The 24,205-nt window shown below is 30.8% G+C and carries 23 protein-coding genes; 13 read left to right on the forward strand and 10 right to left on the reverse strand.

The window, feature by feature from the left end; all coding sequences use genetic code 11:
* Positions 1 to 116: 116 nt before the first annotated feature.
* Both purU and BVC87_RS20010 read right to left on the reverse strand, forming a co-directional pair.
* A complete protein-coding gene (purU, locus tag BVC87_RS20005) occupies positions 117 to 986 on the reverse strand; it encodes a formyltetrahydrofolate deformylase (protein WP_075344186.1) in 870 nt (289 codons plus the stop codon).
* A 307-nt stretch (positions 987 to 1,293) separates the two neighbouring features.
* On the reverse strand, positions 1,294 to 2,133 hold the full coding sequence (locus BVC87_RS20010) for a 1,4-dihydroxy-2-naphthoyl-CoA synthase (RefSeq protein ID WP_075344187.1): 840 nt from the start codon (positions 2,131 to 2,133) through the stop codon (positions 1,294 to 1,296).
* A gap of 92 nt (positions 2,134 to 2,225) precedes the next feature.
* Between BVC87_RS20010 and BVC87_RS20015 the strand changes: the two genes are divergently transcribed.
* Positions 2,226 to 3,491 carry an alpha/beta hydrolase-fold protein gene (locus BVC87_RS20015; protein ID WP_075344188.1) on the forward strand — a complete coding sequence of 422 codons (1,266 nt, stop codon included), beginning with the start codon at positions 2,226 to 2,228 and terminating at the stop codon, positions 3,489 to 3,491.
* Positions 3,492 to 3,566: 75 nt separating this feature from the next.
* On the opposite strand, the gene BVC87_RS20020 is transcribed toward BVC87_RS20015, so the two are convergent.
* The 4 genes from BVC87_RS20020 to fsa form a co-directional block, all read right to left on the reverse strand.
* Positions 3,567 to 4,325: a transporter gene (locus BVC87_RS20020; RefSeq protein ID WP_075344189.1), complete on the reverse strand. Its 759-nt coding sequence runs from the start codon at positions 4,323 to 4,325 to the stop codon at positions 3,567 to 3,569.
* A 16-nt stretch (positions 4,326 to 4,341) separates the two neighbouring features.
* The gene (locus BVC87_RS23880; protein WP_075344190.1) at positions 4,342 to 4,758 is read right to left on the reverse strand and encodes a S1 RNA-binding domain-containing protein; all 417 of its coding nucleotides are present in this window, start codon (positions 4,756 to 4,758) and stop codon (positions 4,342 to 4,344) included.
* Entirely contained in the window at positions 4,759 to 6,411 is a 1,653-nt protein-coding gene (gene menD / locus BVC87_RS20030) for a 2-succinyl-5-enolpyruvyl-6-hydroxy-3-cyclohexene-1-carboxylic-acid synthase (protein ID WP_075344191.1), read from the reverse strand.
* A gap of 78 nt (positions 6,412 to 6,489) precedes the next feature.
* Positions 6,490 to 7,143 carry a fructose-6-phosphate aldolase gene (gene fsa, locus BVC87_RS20035; protein ID WP_075344192.1) on the reverse strand — a complete coding sequence of 218 codons (654 nt, stop codon included), beginning with the start codon at positions 7,141 to 7,143 and terminating at the stop codon, positions 6,490 to 6,492.
* A gap of 154 nt (positions 7,144 to 7,297) precedes the next feature.
* On the opposite strand from fsa, the gene BVC87_RS20040 reads away from it, so the two are divergent.
* A complete protein-coding gene (locus tag BVC87_RS20040) occupies positions 7,298 to 8,119 on the forward strand; it encodes an HAD family hydrolase (protein ID WP_075344193.1) in 822 nt (273 codons plus the stop codon).
* A 4-nt stretch (positions 8,120 to 8,123) separates the two neighbouring features.
* On the opposite strand, the gene BVC87_RS20045 is transcribed toward BVC87_RS20040, so the two are convergent.
* Together BVC87_RS20045 and BVC87_RS20050 are read right to left on the reverse strand one after the other, a co-directional pair.
* A complete protein-coding gene (locus BVC87_RS20045) occupies positions 8,124 to 9,644 on the reverse strand; it encodes a fibronectin type III domain-containing protein (RefSeq protein WP_075344194.1) in 1,521 nt (506 codons plus the stop codon).
* A 171-nt stretch (positions 9,645 to 9,815) separates the two neighbouring features.
* A complete protein-coding gene (locus tag BVC87_RS20050; RefSeq protein ID WP_075344195.1) occupies positions 9,816 to 10,619 on the reverse strand; it encodes an SDR family oxidoreductase in 804 nt (267 codons plus the stop codon).
* 276 nt (positions 10,620 to 10,895) lie between these two features.
* On the opposite strand from BVC87_RS20050, the gene BVC87_RS20055 reads away from it, so the two are divergent.
* The gene (locus tag BVC87_RS20055) at positions 10,896 to 12,287 is read left to right on the forward strand and encodes a TlpA family protein disulfide reductase (protein ID WP_075344196.1); all 1,392 of its coding nucleotides are present in this window, start codon (positions 10,896 to 10,898) and stop codon (positions 12,285 to 12,287) included.
* A 188-nt stretch (positions 12,288 to 12,475) separates the two neighbouring features.
* Positions 12,476 to 13,879 carry a TlpA family protein disulfide reductase gene (locus BVC87_RS20060; RefSeq protein ID WP_075344197.1) on the forward strand — a complete coding sequence of 468 codons (1,404 nt, stop codon included), beginning with the start codon at positions 12,476 to 12,478 and terminating at the stop codon, positions 13,877 to 13,879.
* Between the two features lie 73 nt (positions 13,880 to 13,952).
* Here the strand turns inward: BVC87_RS20060 and BVC87_RS20065 are convergent, their stop codons facing one another.
* Positions 13,953 to 14,759, reverse strand: a complete 807-nt coding sequence (locus BVC87_RS20065; RefSeq protein ID WP_075344198.1) for a TIGR00266 family protein — start codon at positions 14,757 to 14,759, stop codon at positions 13,953 to 13,955.
* A 42-nt stretch (positions 14,760 to 14,801) separates the two neighbouring features.
* On the reverse strand, positions 14,802 to 15,257 hold the full coding sequence (locus BVC87_RS20070) for a DUF4442 domain-containing protein (RefSeq protein WP_075344199.1): 456 nt from the start codon (positions 15,255 to 15,257) through the stop codon (positions 14,802 to 14,804).
* 164 nt (positions 15,258 to 15,421) lie between these two features.
* Between BVC87_RS20070 and BVC87_RS20075 the strand changes: the two genes are divergently transcribed.
* From BVC87_RS20075 to BVC87_RS20115, 9 genes are all read left to right on the forward strand, one after another.
* Complete coding sequence (locus BVC87_RS20075) at positions 15,422 to 15,856, forward strand: DUF4870 domain-containing protein (protein WP_075344200.1); 435 nt, start codon at positions 15,422 to 15,424, stop codon at positions 15,854 to 15,856.
* A gap of 10 nt (positions 15,857 to 15,866) precedes the next feature.
* Positions 15,867 to 16,211 carry a PadR family transcriptional regulator gene (locus BVC87_RS20080; protein ID WP_075344201.1) on the forward strand — a complete coding sequence of 115 codons (345 nt, stop codon included), beginning with the start codon at positions 15,867 to 15,869 and terminating at the stop codon, positions 16,209 to 16,211.
* On the forward strand, positions 16,204 to 18,222 hold the full coding sequence (locus tag BVC87_RS20085; RefSeq protein ID WP_075344202.1) for a PspC domain-containing protein: 2,019 nt from the start codon (positions 16,204 to 16,206) through the stop codon (positions 18,220 to 18,222). The genes BVC87_RS20080 and BVC87_RS20085 overlap by 8 nt, the downstream gene beginning before the upstream one ends.
* A 22-nt stretch (positions 18,223 to 18,244) precedes the next feature.
* Complete coding sequence (locus tag BVC87_RS20090; RefSeq protein WP_075344203.1) at positions 18,245 to 18,775, forward strand: nuclear transport factor 2 family protein; 531 nt, start codon at positions 18,245 to 18,247, stop codon at positions 18,773 to 18,775.
* 132 nt (positions 18,776 to 18,907) lie between these two features.
* Positions 18,908 to 19,969, forward strand: coding sequence for a bestrophin family protein (locus tag BVC87_RS20095; protein ID WP_075344204.1), 1,062 nt, complete (start codon positions 18,908 to 18,910; stop codon positions 19,967 to 19,969).
* A 3-nt stretch (positions 19,970 to 19,972) separates the two neighbouring features.
* Complete coding sequence (locus BVC87_RS20100) at positions 19,973 to 20,644, forward strand: M15 family metallopeptidase (RefSeq protein WP_234974700.1); 672 nt, start codon at positions 19,973 to 19,975, stop codon at positions 20,642 to 20,644.
* A 105-nt stretch (positions 20,645 to 20,749) separates the two neighbouring features.
* Positions 20,750 to 21,415 carry a hypothetical protein gene (locus BVC87_RS20105; RefSeq protein ID WP_075344205.1) on the forward strand — a complete coding sequence of 222 codons (666 nt, stop codon included), beginning with the start codon at positions 20,750 to 20,752 and terminating at the stop codon, positions 21,413 to 21,415.
* Positions 21,416 to 21,543: 128 nt separating this feature from the next.
* Positions 21,544 to 22,533 carry a pyruvate dehydrogenase (acetyl-transferring) E1 component subunit alpha gene (gene pdhA, locus BVC87_RS20110; RefSeq protein ID WP_075344206.1) on the forward strand — a complete coding sequence of 330 codons (990 nt, stop codon included), beginning with the start codon at positions 21,544 to 21,546 and terminating at the stop codon, positions 22,531 to 22,533.
* Positions 22,534 to 22,558: 25 nt separating this feature from the next.
* Positions 22,559 to 24,199, forward strand: a complete 1,641-nt coding sequence (locus BVC87_RS20115; RefSeq protein ID WP_075344207.1) for a pyruvate dehydrogenase complex dihydrolipoamide acetyltransferase — start codon at positions 22,559 to 22,561, stop codon at positions 24,197 to 24,199.
* Positions 24,200 to 24,205: the final 6 nt, after the last annotated feature.

Consider the following 24,205-nt stretch of genomic DNA (forward strand, 5'->3'; position numbering starts at 1 on the left):
AAAACTATTTTTTCACTTCTTAAAACAAATAAAAATCGTGGATCTTATCCAATTTTTATCAACTTCATTGATCAATCATAACTGTTTATTGTTCACTGACCAATGAGCATTGTCAACTACTCTCCAGATTCTGGAAACACAATAGCTCTATTATCTGACACAATAATTTGATGTTGCAAATGACACTTCACAGCTTTTGCCAACACTAATCGTTCTACATCTGCTCCTATCTGTTTTAATGTTTTAGGCGTGCTCTCGTGTGTTATTCTTTCTACATCTTGTTCAATAATGGGTCCTTCATCTAAATCTACAGTTGCATAATGTGCTGTAGCCCCTATCAATTTCACACCTCTCTCATAAGCTCTTTGGTAAGGATTTGCTCCTTGAAAAGCTGGTAAGAAAGAGTGATGAATATTAATGATTCGTTCAGGATAGGTATTGATAAAATCTTCAGATAAAATTTGCATGTAACGTGCCATTACAATTAAATCCACATTATGTTTTGTCAATAACTCTTTAACTTCTGCTTCTTGTTGCTTCTTAGTTTCTTTAGTAATTGGCAAATGATAATATGGTATACCAAACATATCAGCAATTGGTTTCAGCTTATTATGATTACTAATAATTAAACTGATATTACAATCTATAGTTCCTTCTCTTTGTCTTTCTAACAAATCGTACAAACAATGGCTAGTATGCGAAACCATAATCGCTACATTCTGTTTCTCACTTTCATAATGCACAGACCATGTACACTCTAGAGTCTCAGCTAAATCTAAAAATTTAGTTTCTAATTCTTTCTTAGAAATCTCAGCACCTTCAGCATCTAAACGAATACGCATATAATAACGATCAGCAATACTATTTACATATTGCTGACAGCTTAAAATATTGAATCCTTCTTGATAAAAAAACGTAGTGAACTTGGCTACTAAACCTTTTTGATCTGGACATTTAATTAAAAATGTAACTATTTGTGATTGCATTTAGTTGATTTACGATTTTGGATCTACAATGTAAAATATTTCACTATAAATCACATAGGTTTTTTAATTATTAACTGATTATTAATAATTGTTAATGATGAATCACCAATTGCTTTAATTGTATTTATCTTTTTACAATCTAAATTACCCCTGAAACAAGAAAAAGTCTACCAAAAAATATCATTTTGAAAACCCAAACATTGATTCTCGATACAATTTTTCTTCATTGCATTCAGAAAAACCACTCGAATTGACATGATTTCACCTTAGATGCACAACGGAACAATTGATAATTGATAATTGAATACTACGGAATCCATCTTTTATCGAAGTTCGGCTTTCTCTTTTCTAAAAAAGCATCTCTACCTTCTTTTGCTTCATCTGTCATATACGCCAAACGAGTCGCTTCTCCAGCAAACACCTGTTGACCAACCATTCCATCATCAGTTAAGTTCATCGCAAATTTTAACATCTTAATTGAAGTTGGTGATTTTGCTAAAATTTCTTGTGCCCATTCGTAAGCAGTAGACTCTAATTCATCATGAGAAATTACTGCATTTACCATTCCCATTTCATATGCTTCTTGAGCAGAATAATTTCTTCCTAAGAAAAAGATTTCTCTAGCCTTCTTTTGTCCAACCATTTTAGCTAGATAAGCAGAACCATATCCTCCATCAAAAGAAGTTACATCTGCATCTGTTTGTTTAAAAATAGCATGTTCTTTACTTGCTAATGTTAAATCACAAGTAACGTGAAGACTGTGACCTCCTCCAACTGCCCAACCTGGCACTACTGCAATTACTGCTTTAGGCATAAAACGAATTAAACGTTGTACCTCTAAAATGTTTAAACGATGATATCCATCTTGTCCCACATAACCTTGATGCCCTCTTGCTTTTTGATCTCCTCCTGAACAAAAACTCCAAATTCCATCTTTAGTTGATGGTCCCTCAGCAGATAATAAAACTACACCAATAGAAGTATCTTCATGTGCGTTATGAAATGCATCTAACAATTCACTTGTGGTATGAGGTCTGAATGCATTTCTAACATTAGGTCTGTTAAATGCTATTCTGGCTACACCATTACATTTTTTATAGGTTATATCTGTATATTCTTTTACAGTTTTCCACTCGATCTGTATCATAATATGAAAAAAAATTCGTTATTTAGAAAAACAAAAATACTATAATTATAGCTTTGCACTTTTATTACTCAAAAGGAAATACAACTATGTCGATGAAAAATCTACTTTTAATATCCATCTTATTTTTTAACTTCTGTCTTTTCTCACAAGGAGGAATTTCTACTAAAAAGGTAAATTCTGTTGAATTTAATAGAGATAGAACTATAAAATTATATGTTCCTAAAGAACATGAAACAGATACGATCCGCAAATATCCAATTGCTATTGTTTTAGATAATGACTACTTATTTGATATTTATGTGGGGAATTCTAAGATTTATGCTAACGCTGATTTAACACCAAAACAAATTGTTGTTGGTTTAGATGTAGACTTTAGAAAAAATAAAGATGTTTCTGTAGTTACTAAAAGTGGAAACTTAACGGATACATCAAAAAAATTCTATAACTATATCAAAAAAGAATTAATCCCTTATTTGGAAGCAAACTATAAAACGTCTCCATATCTAACTATTGTTGGTGATAGAGATGCTGGAAATTTCTTACTTCATTTCTTAAAGGAACAAAATCCTATTTTTAATGCTTACGTTTCTATTTCTCCAAAATTAACTGAACAAACACTTAGACTGGTTAGTAATTTTGATTTGAAACGACTTGATGAAATTGACAATCAATTTTATCTGTATGTGAGTTCTAATCCTTATGAAAAGAAAGAACGAAGGGATTTACATGAGCAACTTAAAAAAGGTTTAGAGACTTTAGAAACAGAAAAATTACATATTGCTTTTAATGATTTTAAAGATGAAAGCGATAAGCCAACTGCTTTAGTGAAAGCATTACCTGATGCATTTAGTAATATTTTTGGATTATACCCTAGAATATCTAAACAAGAATATGATGAAAAAATTAAAGATTTAGATCCGCTCGAAGCTATAAAATATTTAGAATCTAAATACCTTGATATTGAATATTTATATGGTACGAATTTAAATGTTCGATTTGAAGACATTTACGCAATTGAAGGAATCGTTATTGATAAACTTGATGGTGATTACTTAAGAGTTTTAGGAGATTTTGTTATGATCAAGCATCCCGAATCTCATTTAGGTGAATATTATGTAGGAAAGTATCATGAATCTGGAAAGGATTATGAACAAGCTTTATTTTATTACAAAGAAGCTTATGGTAAAATGGAACTTTCTGATCCTAATGCAGAAGCTTTTTATGAAAACATTATTCGTGTTGAAGCTGAGTTAAAGAATGCTCCAAAAGAAGCTCCTTTAGAGGAAGAAGAAGAGGAAAATAATGATGAAGAACAACCTGAAGAAGAGCAAAATGATGACGATGATGAAAAATTATAATTTACTATTATACAATTCATAAAAAAAGGAGAACTAAAATGTTCTCCTTTTTTATTTGATATTATTTAACTCTCTCTAAAATGGGAATCGCCACGACATTCCTAAACTAGCAGTAAATGATTTATCAGCAATACTATATCCTGCCTGAATATCCAATAAAATATCTTTGGTAGCTAAGTATGTTACTCCTGAATTTACATTGAAATTAGTTTTAGGATTATTAAATTTATTAAACAAAACGTAAGGTTCGACAAAAACAGAGAATTTATTACTCAATTGATAGCCTACATTTAATAAATACAATGCTTCAAACTTAACAACTTCAGTTGTTTTGGAATTACCATTATCATCCTCACCTATGATCTCTGTACTATCTAAATCAATATTTGCACCTATATTTCCTGTAATACTCAAATTACCGTGAGATCTAAAATTGAAAATAAATAACACTTTAGAAAAAGGATTTTCTTCACTGTTATTTGGTATATTAAAGTTTATTAAAAATGCAGAAGAAGGTAACATAGTATCTCCTTCAAAAATATTGAATTTAGCTCCAAAATTATAGACTCTTATTTCTGAATCAGAAAAATTATAATCTACTCCTCCATTAAGTTCAATAGTTTCTGTTAATCCATAACGTAAAAAAGGGGCTGTAGAAAATTGTTGTTGTAGATCAAGATAATTTAACCCTGCTTCAATTTGACCAATATTTTTCCCTACAGTAAAAGCTGTAACAGCTCTACCTGACCTACCTGAATCTATACTTTCTTGGTATTGCCCATGAGAAATGATTGTACCTGTAAGACATAGGAAAATCCATAGCGCCTTTTTCATAGTATGTGTTTTTAATTTATTTTTTGATTAACTCTATTCGGTCATCAAAAATCTGAATTTTTCGTTGCTTATACAAATTTCCAATGGCTCTTTTGAATGCCTTTTTACTCATTTGTAAGTGGAACTTGATAGACTCAGGAGAACTTTTATCCGTTAATAATAAAGCTCCTTTTTCATGTAGTTTTTTCAAAATTTTATCTACATCTTCATCAATTACATTTTTAAAACCTTGTGGTCTTAGCGAAACATCAATCTTTTCATCTTCTCTAATCTTTTTAATATATCCAACAGTTCGCATACCTTCTTCAACATCAGAAAACACTTCATTTTCGTATAATAACCCTTCGTAACTCTCATTTATTAAAACGGTATATCCCAATGCTGTTCTTACACCTATAATTAAGTCTACCTTATCTCCTTCTTTTAATTCCATTTATAAACTGTTAAAATATTCTTTTAAAATTTGATCATTCAAATCAGATGGTGTGAAAATTTCTACTATTTTAGGCTTCTCACTCTCTAAATAAAAACTAGCGAAACATCTTTCTAAATCTTCCGTTGATTGTGCGCTTAAATATTCAAAATTAAACATCTTCGCTAAATATTCAGCTGTTAATTGATGCGGTGTTTCAAAATAGCGAAGTGCATTTGTTGATTTTGGGCCAGGAATTATTTTAAAAATTCCTCCGCCTGAATTATTGATCAAGATAATTCTAAAATCATTTGGAATATAACCATTCCACAAGGCATTACTATCATAAAAGAAACTTAAATCACCTGTCAATAATGTTGTTGGTTTATCTACCGCATGAGCCGCACCAATTGCAGTAGATGTACTTCCATCAATTCCACTAGTTCCTCTATTACAAAAAACATTATAACTTGAGTCTACATTAAACAACTGCATATATCGAATTAGCGAACTATTACTAACCTGTATTTGAGAAGTCTTTGGTATCTCACTTAAAACTTTCTTCACTACTTTCAGATCCGAATAAGGAGCTGTTGAAAGAAAATTTTTATGATTTTGATCTCTTGATTTTTTTTCTTCTACCCAAGTCTTTTGATAGTTTGACTCTACAGGTTTTAAACTATCTTTTATATTTCTAAAAAACGCAATAGGACTATCTTGAATAAATTGGGATAAACAGAAATAGGTATCCATTTGTTTGTACTCATCTATATGCCAATGGTGTTTTGGCTGATACTTTCTTAAAAATTGCTTTATCCTTTTAGAAACAACCATTCCTCCAAATGTAACTAATACATCAGGTTGGAGTTCTTTAAACTCATCTACATTTAATTTCGATATCAATTTATCAATGGAATTGATGTTTTTTTCGTGATGAAGATTCGATGTGGTTTCTGTCATCACTAATACTGAAGGATCATTATTTAAAACATCAATGAGCTTTTGAGTTTCTTCGCATTGATGATGAACACCAACTAAAATTAATTTCTTTTGATTGGAATTCCATATCTCAGTTAATTTGTGGTAATCTATTGCTGCTTTTCTACTAACCACTTTAGCTTCATCAAAACTAAATGATTCCAACACCTCTACAGTTTCATAAATCGGTTCATCAAAAGGTACATTAATATGTACAGGTCCTTGTTGTTGTATACAAGTATAGATTGCTTTCTGAATTTGCGTCTTATTGAATTTGAACTCGTTTTTATCTTCTTTTAAGTTTGCTGAACATAAAATATGATTATCAAAAACCTGTTCTTGACGTATAGTTTGTCCATCACCAATATCAATTAAATGCTTTGGTCTATCAGCTGAAATCACTAATAGAGGAATTCTACTGTAAAACGCTTCAGCTATAGCAGGATAATAGTTCAATAATGCAGAACCTGAAGTACATACAATAGCTACTGGCTTTTGAGTTTGCTGTGCCATCCCTAAAGCAAAAAAAGCTGCACAGCGCTCATCTACTATACTGTACGTTTTTATAGTTTTTATATTTGAAAAACCAATAGTTAAAGGCGCATTTCTGGAACCAGGTGAAATTACTACTCTATCAACTTTATGAAACTGACAAGCAGAAATAACTAATTGTGCAAGTTGTTTTTTTGGATACATCAGTCTGCAAAAATATCACTAAAAAAGAAAATCCGCACCATAGGCACGGATTTCTTATGTATTTATATTGATTATTCTTTAGTTTCCTTTTTTATGATCTGCTAAGAATTTTTCTAAACCAATATCTGTTAATGGATGCTTTAATAAACCTTCTATTGCTTTTAAAGGTCCTGTCATTACATCTGCACCAATTTTAGCACAATCTATAACGTGCATTGTATGACGAACAGAAGCAGCTAAGATTTCAGTTTCAAACATATAATTGTCATAGATATGACGAATTTCAGAAATTAAGTTTAAACCATCTGTAGAAATATCATCTAAACGACCAATAAAAGGAGAAACATAGGTAGCACCTGCTTTTGCAGCTAATAAAGCTTGTCCAGCAGAAAACACTAAAGTTACATTTGTTTTGATTCCTTTATCAGAAAAATACTTACATGCCTTTACACCATCAGCTATCATTGGTAATTTTACTACAATTTGTGGGTGTAACGCTGCTAACTCTTCTCCTTCTTTCACCATTCCTTCAAAATCAGTAGAAATTACTTCTGCAGAAACATCTCCATCAACAATTTCACAAATTGCTTTGTAATGATTTTTGATATTCTCTTCTCCAGTAATACCTTCTTTTGCCATTAAAGAAGGATTAGTAGTTACTCCATCTAAAATACCTAACGCCTGTGCTTCTTTGATTTGCTCTAAGTTGGCAGTATCTATAAAAAATTTCATTAATTCTTGTATTTAATTACAGTAAGTTTTGTGCAAACTTACAATATTAAACTTGTTCTTTTTTTTTCTTTTTTAAAAACTTAACCAAAAGTTATCACTACAACCGTTAATTCCAAAAAGCTTATTTTATATTTGTTTGCTAATACTATAAACTATGGATTTAGCAAAGGTAAAAATGGTGGTAACCGACATGGATGGAACATTATTAAACTCCAATCATGAAGTTAGTCAATTATTTTATCAACAATTTGAAAAATTAAAACAGCATAATGTTCTTTTTGTTGCTGCAAGTGGAAGACCTCTTTATAGTATTAAAGATAAATTATCTTCTATTCAAGAGGATATTATTATTGTAGCTGAAAATGGCGGTATAGTCATTAAAGAAGGAAATATATTATCCTCTAACACCATAAAAAAGGAAAGCATAGAAAAATTAGCTCCTTTGTTATTGAGTTTACAAGACACTCATCTATTATTTTGCACAAAAGATAAAGCATATACATTTACCTCTTCTCAAAAAGCTTTAGATGTAATGACACAATATTACAGTGACTACGAAATCATTACAGACATTAGTGACATTAAAGAAGATATTTTAAAAATTGCTTTGTATCATGAGATTGATGCTGAAAATCATATATATCCTCATCTACAACATTTAGAAGGCGACTTTAAAGTAAAACTATCTGCTATTAATTGGGCTGATATTTCTGAAATGAATTCAAATAAAGGGGAAGCTATTCAATTATTACAACAATTATACAATATCACACCACAAGAAACATTGGCTTTTGGCGATTATAATAATGATTTAGAAATGTTAGCATCTGCTTATTACAGCTACGCTATGGAAAACGCACATCCTTTAGTTAAGGAAACTGCTAACTTTATGACAAAAACCAATGATAATAATGGTGTTGAGTTTATTATAGATCAACTTATTAGAGCTAAAGAACAACTCAATTCAAACTTCTAGACTATTAATTTTTCTTAATAACTACATTAAATGGTAGTTTATAAATAATACGGTCATAGTAGTCTACATTTGTATCAAACTCTGAGATTAAAACATAACCTACAGGATTATTTTTAACTTTCTCGTACTCTTCATCTGTTAGCACATTACTAGTAAGCACTTTATCTTGAATTAAGGAATTTGAAATTGAAAAATCAGCCACAAAAAACTCTTTATAACTTATTTTTAAAGAAGGAATTCCTTTTACAATTAATTGTCCTGGAAAAAACTGGCTATCTTTAGTATATAATACTGCTTCATCAACTGAAATTGAAGGATGTATAGGATAATCTGCATTTGTAGTGAATGTTACTTCTTCTACTTTATATTTAATATAACCGCCACTTGCTCCCTCTGCAGTTTTAGCCCTAGCAATAATCTTAATTGTATATGTGTTGCCTGGTTGTAAATTCCATAGAGTTTCTCTTCTTATATCATCAAATTTTTCATTTGATTTATGAAAATCATCATTTATATACATGGTGTATGTTACCTCATAATTATCTGCTTTAGATTCACTCCAAGCTATTTTTGCTCTAGAAGCTCTTATATCCGTAACAGAAATTTCAAAATCGCTAGGTATAAGAAACGATCTTGTTGTAAAAGTTATAGATTCTTCTCTTTCGGTATTATTAGAAGATTTTGCTACTAATCTAAATGTATATTCTGTGTCTTCTTTTAAATTGAAAAAATGATATGAATCCTTATTTCTAAATAATCCATCATCTAACAACTCATCATTCAAATACACCTGGTAGTTATACCATGATCCATCTTCTACTGTAGGAGGTGTCCATTCTACCCATAAGTCATAAGGATCAAATTTCCCATTTAATCCTTCTCTCAAAGATAATGGAAATTCTGAAGGAGGTGTTCCTAATGTTCGGAAGTCTATATGTTTAGTACTCGTTTCCCTTTTGTACCTCGCTACTACTTCTACTTTATATAAAGTAAAAGGTTTTAGATTTTCTAACTTATAACTTCTATCAGTCAATGATTTCACAACCTTATTATCATCAACATACACATCATAAACAACATTTTCTCCATTACTTAATTTAGATTCTGTCCAGATGATTAAAGCTTTTTCCTGTTCTATTTCATTAACTTCTACTTCAAAAGTAGACGGAATAATAGGATCTAAAGTTTTGAATTCAATAGTTTTTAAGGCTGCTTTTCCTTGTGCACTTTTCACCACTACTTTTACATAATAATCTGTAGCAGATTCTAATTCAGCTAAAACTAAGGTATTTGAAGTATAACCTTCTTTTACTATAACATTATTTAAATATACATCATAAGTTAATTGTGTATTGTCAGAAATTGTAGCAGACATTTCTATGGTAGCTAAATCAGAACTTATTCCTGTTACTTTAACTTCTAAATTTTCTGGTGTAGGGTTTTTAATCACATCGTCTTTATCATCTGAACAAGAGCTAAATAATACTGTGACAAAAACTAATACATAAAATTTTAAATCCTTCATTTTTTCAACTATTTATAAAATTGCGTAAAACATTTAATCTATGTGTCATAGTAGAAAAAATGTTACCCATCTCCTTTGATTTTTCTGCACAATATTCTCTAATTTTCTTTTCTGCGGGTATTGTACTTAACCAAAACAGATTATTTTAAATAGTTGATTTTAATTTATTTTTTACAACTTATAATGATTCATTAACAACTTTTCATAAACCCTATCAGGTAAGATTCGTTTTAAAACAACAGAAAACTTTTCCATAAATCCTCCTACTTTATAATGAATCTTTGTTTTTTTAGATGTAATTATATGATGAATCGCTTTTGCCATCACCATCGGGTCCTCTCCATGATCTACATGTTCGTCCATCAAAGCTAAGTTCTCCGCATAACTATCCTTATATGCAGAATTTTCATATACAGGAGTATGATATCTTCCCGCAGCTATATTTGTAGAAAAATCTCCAGGTGCCACACTAACAACATCTACCCCAAAACTTTTTACTTCCATGCTAATAGCTTCTGTGATTAATTCTAAAGCTCCTTTACTTGCAGAATATATTCCTCTATAAGGTAATCCCATATAGCCGGCAATTGAAGTCACATTTATAATTTTTCCAGATTTTTGTTTACGCATGTAAGGTAAAACAGCTTTTATTACTTCTATTGGACCAAAAAAATTTGTATCAAAATTCGATTTCATTTCTTCTGTTGGCGTGTCTTCTATTGGACCAGTAATTCCTTTCCCTGCATTATTAATTAATACGTCTATTCGACCTTCTCTATCTATCAAAGTTGATATTGCTATTTTAATACTTTCTGTATTCAGTACATCTAAAGCTAATAAAGGAAAACTTATGTCTTTTACTTTATCTGGATTTCTACTGGTTCCATAAACTTTATATTTTTTTTCTACTAAATACTCAGCAATAGCCTTCCCTATTCCTGAAGATGCTCCTGTTATAAAAACTACTTTGGTCATTTTTAGATTTAAAATATTAAGCCTAAGATTTCGTTTTAATAGTAAAATGAAAGTATATGCAAATTATCTTTCAGTAATTAACTAACTTAGTATAAATCAGTTTTAAAATGTTAATTAAACTGTAAAAGAACTATAATTTCACTAATTTTAGGCACTCAAAAGTCTGTAAACAAAGCATTTTTTCCAAATTTTTTGGTGAAAGATTTTGAGGTGTTTCAAAAAAAAACTAATTTCGGATTTATAAACATAATTTATATTCCCACAAAATACAGAATCATGAAAAAACTGTTTCTTATTCTATTAGCAATTTCATTCTTTACCGCATGTGAAGAAAAAGAGAAGCCAAAAGATTTTTTGGTGCTTTCTGGTAAGGTTGATAATTTCAGAAAACGTACAATAGAACTTTCAGGATATAACTTTGACAAGAAAATTCGTTTTGACAGAAAAAACAAAACTTTTCTTGACACATTAAAAGGTATCACTCCTGGACACTATACATTAAAAGTAGGTAAACGTATTGTACCTGTTTACTTAACATCTGTTGATGATTTAAAACTATTGGTTGATGCCAAAAAGAGAACTTCTGACCCTGTTTTTGAAGGATCTACTGCAAACATTAATACTTACTTAACTGAAAGAGGTAAGAAATTTGGTCTTGTACTCGGAAACATTAATAAACTTTTTTCATACAATGAAGATGAGTTTTTAAGTAAAATGGATGAGTACAAATCTACTTTGGAAGATTTAGCACAAAGTTCTCAATTACCTCCTGAGTATTTAGAAATGGAGAAGAGGAATATTAACTACGAATTTGCATTGGCAATTAAAAACTATCAAAATTTCCATAGAATTGTATATGGTGATGATGAATTTGTAGTTTCTGATCAATTTCCCCTAGATATTCCAAACAATGTAGATTTAAACAATAGTTTAGATTATATGAATTCTAAACCTTACAGAGATTTAATTAAAAGAAGGTTAGATGAAATAGCGAATAGAAAAAAGACTAAAGATGGTGACTTCGATGTAGTGTACTTAGAAACTGTTCACAATGAAGTAAACGATACTTTAGTTAAAAATGACTTAATGCACAAAGCTGCAGAAAAGAGTATCACCTATACAAACAATTTAGGTGAGTATTATAAAAAATATAATAATTTCTCTACTAATACTCACAATAAAAAGGTAATTACTGATTTATATAATAAGTTAAAATTAACTGCTAAAGGACAACCTTCTCCTAAGTTTGATGGCTATGTAAACTATAATGGTGGGAAAACTTCTTTAGATGACTTAGTAGGTAAAGGCAAGTACATATACATTGATATTTGGGCAACTTGGTGTGGTTTCTGTAAAAAAGAAATTCCTTTATTAAAGAGATTCGAGCAACAATTCCATGACAAGAATATTGAATTTGTTAGTATTAATGTTGATAAAGCTCAAAATAAAGAAAAATGGAAGCAAACAATTGTAGATAGAGAGATGACTGGTGTACAATTATTCGCTGGAGCTCCTGAAGATGAATTAAGCTTTACAAAAGATTATTTAATCAAAGGATTACCAAGATTTATTTTAATTGATCCTGACGGAAATATTGTTAGCGCTAATGCTCCAAGACCTAGTGACGGAGACAAATTAGTTACAATGTTTGAAGAATTAGGTATTTAATATAAATCCTTCTCAAAATATAACAAAAGCTGCTTTACAAAAGCAGCTTTTGCTTTTATATCCATTTAAACTTCTCATTTTAAACTAACAAGAGAGCTACTTTTGTGTTTATTTATTTTGTGTTCTACTAAAAAAAGGGTAATTTGTGCATCCTTTATATAAAAAGGATATCCCCATAAAATTATATTATGAAGCAGTTATTCCCCATCCTTTTAGCACTGTTGATATTTGTTGGATGTAAAAGTGAGATAAAAAAGGATAAAAAGCCTAAAGACTATTTAGTACTTTCTGGAGAAGTGAATAATTTCAAGAAACGTACCATAGAGCTCACTGGCTTTAATTTCGAAAAGAAAATTAACTTTAATAAAAGTAAAAAGTCTTTCTTAGATACGCTTACTCATATTACTCCCGGTCATTATACTCTAAGAATAGGAAAAAGACCTGTAGGTGTATATCTTACTTCTATAGATGATTTAAAACTCATCGTCGATGCTAAGAAACGACGTGAAGATCCTATTTTTAGTGGAGAAACTGCTAAAATAAATGAATACTTAACTGCTAGATATAAAAAGTTCGGTTTAATTCTTGGTAATGCTGATAAATTATTTTCCCTTAACGAGGATGCATTTTTAAGTAAAATGGATAAGTATAAATCTCAACTTGAGAATTTAGCTGAATCTTTCAATTTACCTTCTTATTATTTGGAATTAGAAAAAAGAAACATTTTCTATGAATTTGCAAGAAACATAAATAATTATCAAGCCTACCACCGAATTTTGTATGGGGATAGTGAATTTGAAGTTTCTAGTAATTATCCTAAAGACATACTAAATGAAGTAGATTTCAACAATAGCACAGATTACATTAACTCTTTCTCTTACAGGACATTAATTAAAGAACACTTAAATAACTTAGCCAATAAGAAAAAAAGAGAAGATGGAGATTACAACTTAACCTATATTGAAATCGCAAATTCAATAATAAATGATACTCTAATTAAAAACGATCTATTATTCAAAGCGGTAAAAGAAAATATTGCTAGATCTAGTAATTTAGAAGAATACTACAAGAAGTATTCAGCCTTTTCTACCAATAAAAGTAATAAAGAAATTATTACTGGTTTATATGATAGATTAAAATATACCATAAAAGGTAAACCTTCGCCTAAATTTAGTAACTATGAAAATTATAATGGAGGTAATACATCTTTAGATGATTTAATTGGTAAAGAGAAATATATACTTATTGATATTTGGGCAACTTGGTGTGGCTTTTGCAAAGAAGAAATCCCATATTTAAAAGAATTAGAAAAAAAATACCATAATAAAAATATAGAATTTGTTAGTATTAGTGTAGATGATGCGCCTGCCAAAGAAAGATGGAAACAAATTGTAAAAGAAAAAAGAATGACTGGGGTACAGTTATTTGCAGGTAAAAATCATTTTGAACTCGATTTTACTAAAGACTATTTAATTCGAGGATTGCCTAGATTCATACTAATAGACCCTGACGGGAACATTGTAACTGCAAACGCTCCAAGACCAAGTAACGGGAATAAGCTAACAACACTTTTTAATGAATTAGATATTTAATAAACAAAACTTACAAAAAAACATCGCAATATTTTATTGCGATGTTTTTTTATGAACTTGATTTTTTTTCATATTAAAAATTATCTCCGTCTAATAAGTCTCCTATCCCACCTAATATACTTCCTTCTCCTTTACTTTTACCTCCACCTGGTATTGAAGATAAAACTCTCCCTGCTAACCTACTAAATGGAAGTGATTGAATATATACAGTACCTGGTCCACGTAACGTAGCAAAAAACAATCCTTCACCTCCAAAAATTGTATTTTTTATTCCACCTACAAATTCAATATCATAATCTACATCTTGAGTAAAACCAACTATACAACCTGTATCTACCTTTAATACTTCACCCGGTTTCAATACTTTTTTAGCCATAGTACCTCCAGCATGAATAAATCCTAACCCATCACCTTCCATCTTTTGCATAATGAATCCTTCACCCCCAAAAAGACCTCTTCCTAATTTTTTCGAGAATTCAATTCCAATGGATACTCCTTTAGCTGCACACAAAAAAGCATCTTTTTGACAAATAAATTTCCCTCCATATTCTACTAAATCGATAGGTATAATTTTACCTGGATAAGGTGAAGCAAAAGAAACTTGTTTTTTACCGCGACCGATATTAGTAAAAACTGTCATAAAAAGACTTTCACCTGTTAGAATTCTTTTCCCAGCCGAGAAAATTTTTCCTAGTAGTCCTTTTTCTTGATTAGATCCGTCTCCAAAAATGGTATTCATTTTTATATCTGAATCCATCATCATAAAACTTCCACTTTCAGCTACTACCCCTTCTTCTGGATCTAATTCAATTTCTACATACTGCATTTCTTCTCCGTAAATGCGATAATCTATTTCGTGAGCGTTATTTTCTAAAAACATGTGTTATCTTTTATTTGGTTAGACTACAATTTTCTTTTTTTGTTACGGTTTTACTTTAATACTCCATTCAAATTCAAACTTAGAAACAGAAATTCCTTCTTCATTAATTCCTTCAGAATGTAATAAAATCACTTGTCCTTCTCCAGTTTCTACTGCTGTTGCTATAGCTTTCTCAATTAAATCTCCTTCATCACATCTAAATTCTATTTTTCCTGTAGCTTTTTTAGTAAAAGTTGCATTCATATTTGTTACCAACATAGATACTTTTTTACCTGAATCTTTAATTTTTTTCACCATTAAAATACCTGTAGAAAACTCAGCAGCCATGCCTTGTACAGCCCAAAACATTGACTTAAAAGGATTTTGATTTATCCATCTATGTTTTACGTTAATAACTGCACTATTATCTGAAATTACTTTTACTCTAATTCCAGTAATAAATGCTGACGGTAACTTGGCTAGCAAGTACAAATTAATCTTTCTTGGTGTGAACTTCATAAAATAGTATTTCCTTGCAATTTAAGCCTTTTTCATCATTCCAAATAAAATAAAATACATAGCTGCAATTGTTAAATTATGTTAAATTTTAGTACTATGTATTGCATAATACCTTTTTTTAACCATATATTTGCATTGTAAAGTATTATATAAATCATTTTATTATGAAAAATCAGAACGAAAACACTAATGCTTTTTTAATACACTTATCCTCTTTTGCAGGATATATATTCCCGTTAGGAAGTATTATTACCCCTTTAATCCTATGGCAAGCTCAAAAAGATAGAAGCGATTTTTTAGATGAACATGGGAAAGAAGCTGTGAATTTTAATATTAGTTTTGGGTTATACTTATTTATATTAGGTGCTTCATTCTTTACTTTCTTTTTCCGAATTTTTTCTAAAATCTTAAATAAAATAGATCATGTAGACTTTAGACATTCTATAAGTTTTAATGGTGATTTCTTTAATTTTTTCGGAATCTTTTCTATAGTAGGAATTGTAACACTAATTAAAATTGGACTAATCATAATCGCTGCGATGAAGGCTAATAATGGAGAATTATACAAATATCCTTTTGTTATAAAATTTATAAAATAAAAACTCTTTAATGAAGATAGAAAACACAAAAGCACAGATGCGAAAAGGAGTTTTGGAGTATTGCATCTTATCTATATTGCAAAAAGGTGATGCATATACATCAGAAATCTTAGAAACTCTAAAAAGTGCTCAGATGATCGTAGTAGAAGGTACCATATATCCTTTACTTACACGACTTAAAAATGCTGGACTTTTATCATATCGATGGGAAGAGTCTACTTCTGGACCACCGCGTAAATACTATGTTTTAACTGAAAACGGTGGCATGTTCTTAAAAGAACTAGACAAAACATGGAATAATTTAGTAAATGCAGTAAATCAAGTAACAAGTACAAAATCAACATCAGATGAATAAGACTATCAATATAAATTTAGGTGGATTCTTCTTCCATATAGATGAAAGTGCCTATCAAAAATTAAGACGATATTTAGACGCCATTGGTCGATCGCTTAGTGATGATCCTCAAGGTAAAAATGAAATTATAGCAGATATTGAAGCTAGAATTAGCGAACTTTTATCTGAAAGAATTGTAGACGCTCGCCAAGTAGTTAACGAAGGTGATATAGATGAAATTATTTCTATCATGGGTCAGCCTGAAGACTATACAGAAGCTGAAGAATCTTATAATGAAGGATATTCTTACGCTAGAAGAGAAAAGTCTAACAAAAAATTATTTAGAGACGGAGATAATAAGTTCTTAGGTGGTGTAGCAGCTGGTTTTGCTCACTATACTAAAGTAGATACGATATGGATTCGTTTAATTTTTATTATCACAGCTGTTACTACTGGTTTTGGTTTCTTAGTTTACATATTACTATGGATTTTATTACCTGAAGCTAAAACAACTGCTGAAAAATTACAGATGGAAGGCGAGCCAGTAAATATCGATAGCATTGAAAAAAAAATTCGTGACGAGTTTGAATACCTCTCCACGAAGCTAAAAGACGGTGCCAGTGACCTTTCTGACAAGATTTCTAGTACAGATTATGACAAATTACGGAATCAAACCAAGTCTGGATTGCAAGATTTTTTAGATACCGTAGGTAAAATATTGTCCGCACTATTTAAAGTATTTGGTAAGTTTATTGGCGCACTTTTAGTATTTGTAGCAGGAATTACTTTAATTTCTTTATTATTTGCTTTATTTTCTATAAGTAGTATAGAAATATTAGGATTCGATAGTGATTTAGTAGACTACCCACCATTCTTTTACGATTCTTTTTTACCTGAATGGCTACTAACTATTTTTGGTTTATTAGTAGTAGGAATTCCATTTTTAGCCTTATTAATTTTAGGATTAAGAATACTTTCTCCTAATATTAAAAGACTCAATACAACTACATCTTTATCATTGTTTGGAGTATGGTTAGCTTCATTACTATTCTTAGGCTTTTCAGGTATAGAATATGCAACTTCAAGAGCTAAAGAAGGAATAAAAGCCAGTAAACAAGATTTAGTATATGACACTCAACTTCCACTAAAAGTTTCTGTTAAAAATGATAACGACATCTTCTATTTACATAATCTGGAAAGAAGGAATAACTCCAAAGAAGTTTACATCGAGGATTTAAAAATGAAATACTCTAATAATGTAAAAATTAATGTCAAAAAAAGTGATGATAACGAGGCTTATGTTGAAATAAAGAAAGAGTCTGAAGGCCGTAAAAGAAGAGATGCTGTAGCCAATGCTGAGAAGATTACCTATAATTTTAAAACTGAAAATAACAGACTTTCTTTTAATGCTTTCTTCTTATCAGATTTTAAAAATATGAGAAAAGATGAAGAAGTAATGTTAACATTATTTATACCTGAAGGTACTACTATTTTCTTTGAAAACTCATCTCGTAAATTCTTATATGATATAGATAACGTAGATAATATTTACGACAGAAACATGGGAAATCATCATTTCAAAATGACATCCAGAGGTTTTGAGTGTATGGATTGCACTTCAAAAAAAGAGAAAAAATCAAATTCAGATGAAGAATATGAAGAGCAAGAAGAAGAAGAAAGAGAAGAATATGAAGAAAACAGAAATGATAATAATGACAAAGAGCTAACCTTTTTATTTGATAGTACTATAAACGATAGCAAGGCAGAATTCATTATCAGTAAAAGAACTACTGAAAAACAATTGTTAAGACTTATAAAATGGTTTAAAGAAAAAAGAAACATCAACATCACAATTAATGATTCTAAGTACGATAACAATCAAAGAATAGAAAGATTAACATTAAATATTGATTGTAATGATGGATATACAGGTGAATTAAAAATATCAAACAGTACCTTAAGTTCTATCCCAAAAGGTTTTTTTAGAAACTATGATGAGGAAGAAGGAATATTAGCTTTCAAAATTTGGTAAACTCAACTAAACACAACTAACTATGACTGACTTATTTGATTTTTTCTTTAAAGGGAATGTATTTTGGAAAATCGTTTTATTTCTTTGGTCTTTACTTACGTCTTTTCTAACTCAAGCCCAACTAAACAAGGATTCACAACTTTTCAAAACATTAAAAAGTAAAGACAGTGTAATTTTTGAACGTACTTTTAATAAATGTGAGGTTGAAAAACTAAACGATATTATCGACCAAGATTTTGAGTTTTATCATGATGTGGCAGGAATTGAGAACAGAAAAATGTTTTTAGCATCTGTGCAACAGAATATTTGTGGCAATACTAACGAAAAACCTATTCGAAAGTTAGTCGATAACAGTTTAGAAGTATACCCCTTAAAAAAGAATGGAAAACTATATGGGGCAATACAAAAAGGAAAGCATAATTTTTATTTGAAAAAAGAAAACTCTCTGAGTCCAACTGGATCGGCCTTATTCACCCATCTTTGGATTCTTGATAACAATAAATGGAAGTTGAAACGAGTATTAAGTTACAATCATCTTCCTGTACAACATTAGTTTACTAGTTAGCTAACTCTTAAACTAATACTTGGTTTACTTTGCCAAAGCTCAATGAGCTTTGGCTTTTTTATTTGATTATCTCATTTATTTAAAATAGTTTAGATTCTTGAAATCGCAAACTAAACTATAATGTATACTCTTAAAGTTTTTAAAGCAAAAGACATGGCTAGGTGGACTCGCTACGAAACGCTATTTTTCTTTTGTTTTATTACAGGTATAGTAGGCATCTATTATTTTTTAGACATACAATGGCTTAAAATGCCATGGACTCCTCTAGCCTTAATAGGTACAGCCGTATCTTTTGTTATTGGTTTTCAAAATAATTCTGCCTATGGTAGAATTTGGGAAGCAAGAAAAATTTGGGGAGGTATTGTAAACACCTCTAGAACTTTCGGAATGTTTGCTCAAGATATGATCACTAATGCACATACCAAAAATAAACTTTCTGAAGACAAGTTACATCAAGAAATAAAAACAGTAACCTATCGACATATTGCATGGATGACGGCACTTCGTCATGCCATGAGAGCTGATAAACCCTGGGAAGTTATCAAACAAGAGAGGGTGAATCAAGAATGGGCAGAAAAAATAAGCCCACCTGAATGGAATATTGATTTAGCAGAAGACTTAAAACCTTACCTTTCTGAAGAAGACATGAAATATGTGCTAAGTAAAAACAACAAGCAAACCGCATTACTTTATTTACAATCTCACCACTTACGAAAATTAAAAGAGAAAGGATTAATATGGGAATTCGCATTTTTAGAATTAGAAAATGTGATAGAAGAATTATTTACATTACAAGGTAAATCTGAAAGAATTAAAAACTTCCCCTACCCTAGACATTTTGCTTCTTTAAATCATTATTTTATGTGGCTTTTTGTAATTATAATGCCTGTAGCTTTAGTTCCTCAATTTGCTGAGATTGGAGCTAGTATTAGCAGTATTTTTCCTTTATTTGGACATATATTCATATGGCTATCTGTTCCTTTTTATGTTATTATTGCTTGGATTTTCCATACTATGGAACGAATAGGTAGAACGGGAGAAAATCCTTTTGAAGGCTCTGCTAACGATGTTCCAATATCGACTATCGCTAGAGGAATTGAAATTGATTTACGACAAAATCTGGGAGAAACCGATGAAGAAATTCCAGAACAATTTCCTATGGTTTATAACACACAAATGTAACTTATGACACAATTAAAATACTTTTTATTTTTTTGCTTTGGATACTTAGTAACCTATGCCCAACAAATGCCTAAAGATTTCTCTTATGTAAAAGATATTGCACCAAGTATAAAAAAAGAATTACGCTACTGTTCTCACAATAATTTTGTTGGAATACCTGTAGACGGATATAAAGAACCTGTATTGATTACTTCAACCCAAACAGCAAAAGCTTTAAAAAAAGTACAAGATGAGCTTTTAAAAAAAGGGTTATGTCTAAAAATATTTGATGCATATAGACCTCAAAGAGCTGTCAACCATTTCGTGCGTTGGGCCAGAGTACCCAATGACACATTAACTAAAAAACAGTATTACCCTAATTTAAATAAAAGAAATCTTTTTAAACTTGGATATATCGCTAGCAAGTCTGGTCATTCTCGAGGAAGTTCTATAGATTTGACAATAGTGGATCTAAAAACTAACAAAGAGTTAGATATGGGAAGTCCTTATGATTTTTTTGGAAAGATATCTCACGTTTGGTACAAAGACATCACAAAAAAACAGAAAGAAAACAGAATGTTACTACGTAATGTTATGCTAAAACATGGTTTTAAACCCTATTCCAATGAATGGTGGCACTTTACTTTAAGAAATGAACCTTTTCCTAAAACTTATTTTAATTTTCCTATTCAATAATACTTTTAATAGCAAAACTTTATTTTCACTTTAATTAAGTAAGAATTAAGAATTGTTAACGACTTACTTTACCAAATTGGTATTATCTTTGTTATTATTCATAGTATGGTTCAAAACGTTTTACATACCCTTCTAATTTTAGTGTTAACAAGTAGCTTTAATCTATTTGCCCAATTAGATAAAACTAGTGGTGCGAATAGTAAAGGTACTTCTATTGGTAAAATTGAAGCTCCAGCTAGAGAGGTAAAAAAACCTCAGTCTTTAGATTTTGAAAATACTAACGGATTTAAAACAGCTAATGCTGATTTAGAAAAAAAGAGAAGAAAAAAACAAGCTGAAGACGATTTAGTAAATAAAGGAATTATTACTCCTGCTATGTTAAGAAAAATGACATTAAAAAAACAAGCAGAGCGTTATAACACTGATCTTCCTGTAATTGATAAAGATCTTGGTAGCTTTACGACAAAATCTGCATCAATAAAAGTTAGAGCTTTTGATTTTGGTCAATTAGATGGTGATGTAATTTCCATTTTTGTTAATGGTGAGCCTGTAGTTACCAATCAAACACTTAAACAGTATCAAACTACTTATGAAATTCCACTGAAAATTGGCTTCAATAAAATTGAAATCTTAGCCGTTCATGAAGGATATCTTCGCCCAAATACTGGTGGTTTTACTGTTTTTGACACTAATGATTCAGTAGTGGTTTCTGATTTATGGAATTTAGCTCAGGGTGCCAAAGTTATCGCACACGTAATTCGAGAAAAATAATCTCTTCTCTATTTCAAACGAAAACGTTTTAGATAAATCTATACGCATAGCATTTTTTATTCTCTAAAAAACAGTTATTTTTGTTATTGCATTATAATTAAGCAACTAGAAACAAACAACAACTCAGAATGAAAAAAATCACTAAGGATACCTATGTAGATTGGTATAAGGACATGCTTTTTTGGAGAAAATTTGAAGACAAACTTGCGGCGGTATACATCCAACAAAAAGTAAGAGGTTTTTTACACTTGTATAATGGTCAAGAAGCTGTTTTAGCTGGAGCATTGCACGCTATGGATCTAACCAAAGATAAAATGATTACGGCATATCGTAACCACGTTCAACCTATTGGAATGGGAGTAGATCCTAAAAGAGTAATGGCTGAATTGTATGGTAAAGCTACAGGAACATCTCAAGGTTTAGGTGGGTCTATGCACATTTTCTCTAAAGAATTTAGATTTTATGGAGGACACGGAATTGTTGGAGGACAAATTCCTTTAGGAGCAGGTATTGCTTTTGGTGACAAATATCATAATAGCGATGCAGTTACTTTATGTTATTTTGGAGATGGAGCTGCACGTCAAGGTTCATTGCACGAAACATTTAACATGGCTATGAACTGGAAACTACCTGTAATTTTCATTTGTGAGAATAATGGATATGCTATGGGTACTTCTGTAGAGAGAACTGCTAACCATGAAGATATCTGGAAATTAGGTTTAGGTTATGAAATGCCTTGTGGACCTGTAGATGGTATGAATCCTGTAAAGGTAGCTGAAGCTGTAGACGAAGCTATCCAAAGAGCTAGAAAAGGGGAAGGGCCTACATTCTTAGAAATGAAGACGTATCGATATAGAGGTCACTCAATGTCTGATGCACAACATTATAGAACTAAAGATGAAGTAGAAGAATATCGTAAGATAGATCCTATTACTCAAGTGCTAGATATCATCAAAGAGAATAATTATGCTACCGATGATGAAATTGAAGCTATTAATAAAGAAGTAAAAGATAAGGTTAAAGAATGTGAGAAATTCGCTGAAGAATCTCCATTCCCAGATCTAAATATCTTACACGATGTTGTTTACGAACAAGAAGATTATCCTTTCATTAAATAATACAACCCAACAAAATTAAGTACACATGGCAACAGTAGTAAATATGCCTCGCTTAAGCGACACAATGGAAGAAGGAGTAGTAGCTTCTTGGTTAAAAAAAGTTGGTGATAAAATTGAAGAAGGTGATATTCTTGCTGAGATTGAAACTGACAAAGCAACAATGGAGTTTGAATCTTTTCATGAAGGAACCTTATTACATATAGGAGTTAAAGAAGGAGAAGGTGCTCCTGTTGATACGTTATTAGCTATTATAGGAGAAGAAGGAGAAGATTTCTCTGCCTTATTGAATGGAACTTCTGAAACTAAAGAAGAGCCTGTAACTAAAGAAGCTCCTAAAAAAGAAGAAAAAACAACTTCAAATGTTAGTATACCAGAAGGTGTTGAAGTAGTAACTATGCCTAGGTTAAGTGATACTATGGTAGAAGGAACGGTAGCTTCTTGGTTAAAAAATGTAGGAGATAAAGTTGAAGAAGGTGATATTCTTGCAGAGATAGAAACTGATAAAGCTACTATGGAATTTGAATCTTTCTATGAAGGTACATTATTACATATAGGAATTGAAGAAGGAAATAGTGCACCTGTAGACAGCTTATTAGCTATAATTGGTCCTGAAGGAACTGACGTTTCAGCTGTACTTGAAGCTCATAAAAACGGTGGAGTAGCAAATACTTCATCAAGTAAAGAAGAAGCTGCACCAGAAAAAAGTGCTAGTACTACTTCTGAAAGCAAGGTAAATGAGACTAAAATCGTAGCGACAACTACAAATGCAAACGGAGGAAGAATTTTTGCTTCACCATTAGCAAAAAAGATAGCTAAAGACAAAGGAATTAATTTAGCCGACATACAAGGCTCTGGTGAAAATGGTAGAATTATAAAAAAGGATGTAGAAAATTATACTCCTTCTGCTAAAACAGAAGTTGCTACTCCTCAAGCTCAAGCTACAAGTTCTCCAAAAGCTGTTACGAGTTTTACTATTGCAGGCGAAGAGAAAACTGAAGAAGTTAAAAACTCTCAAATGCGTAAAGCTATCGCTAGAAGTTTAGGTAACTCTAAATTCTCTGCTCCGCATTTCTACTTAAACATTGAAGTAGATATGGATAATGCAATTGCTTCTCGTAAAACAATTAATGCTATTCCTGATGTAAAAGTATCATTTAATGATATGGTCGTAAAAGCTTGTGCTATGGCTTTAAGAAAGCATCCTCAAGTAAACACGAGCTGGACTGAAGACACTACAAAACATCATAGTCATATTCATGTTGGTGTTGCAGTAGCTGTAGATGAAGGTTTAGTAGTACCTGTTGTAAAACATACTGATGCGTTAACATTAACTCAGATTGGAGCTAGCGTTAAGGATTTAGCTGGAAAAGCTAGAAGTAAAAAAATCAAACCAAACGAAATGCAAGGAAGTACATTTACGGTATCTAACTTAGGTATGTTTGGTATTGAAAGCTTTACCTCTATTATAAACCAACCTAATTCTGCAATTTTATCTGTAGGTGCTATTGTTCAAAAACCTGTAGTTAAAGACGGACAAATTGTAGTCGGAAATACAATGATGTTAACATTAGCTTGTGATCATAGAACTGTAGATGGTGCTGTGGGAGCTCAGTTTTTACAAACATTAAAAACGTATATCGAAAATCCAGTTACCATGTTAGTGTAAGTGGAT

Origin of the sequence: Tenacibaculum agarivorans, assembly GCF_001936575.1 — a bacterium.
Taxonomy (GTDB): domain Bacteria; phylum Bacteroidota; class Bacteroidia; order Flavobacteriales; family Flavobacteriaceae; genus Polaribacter; species Polaribacter agarivorans.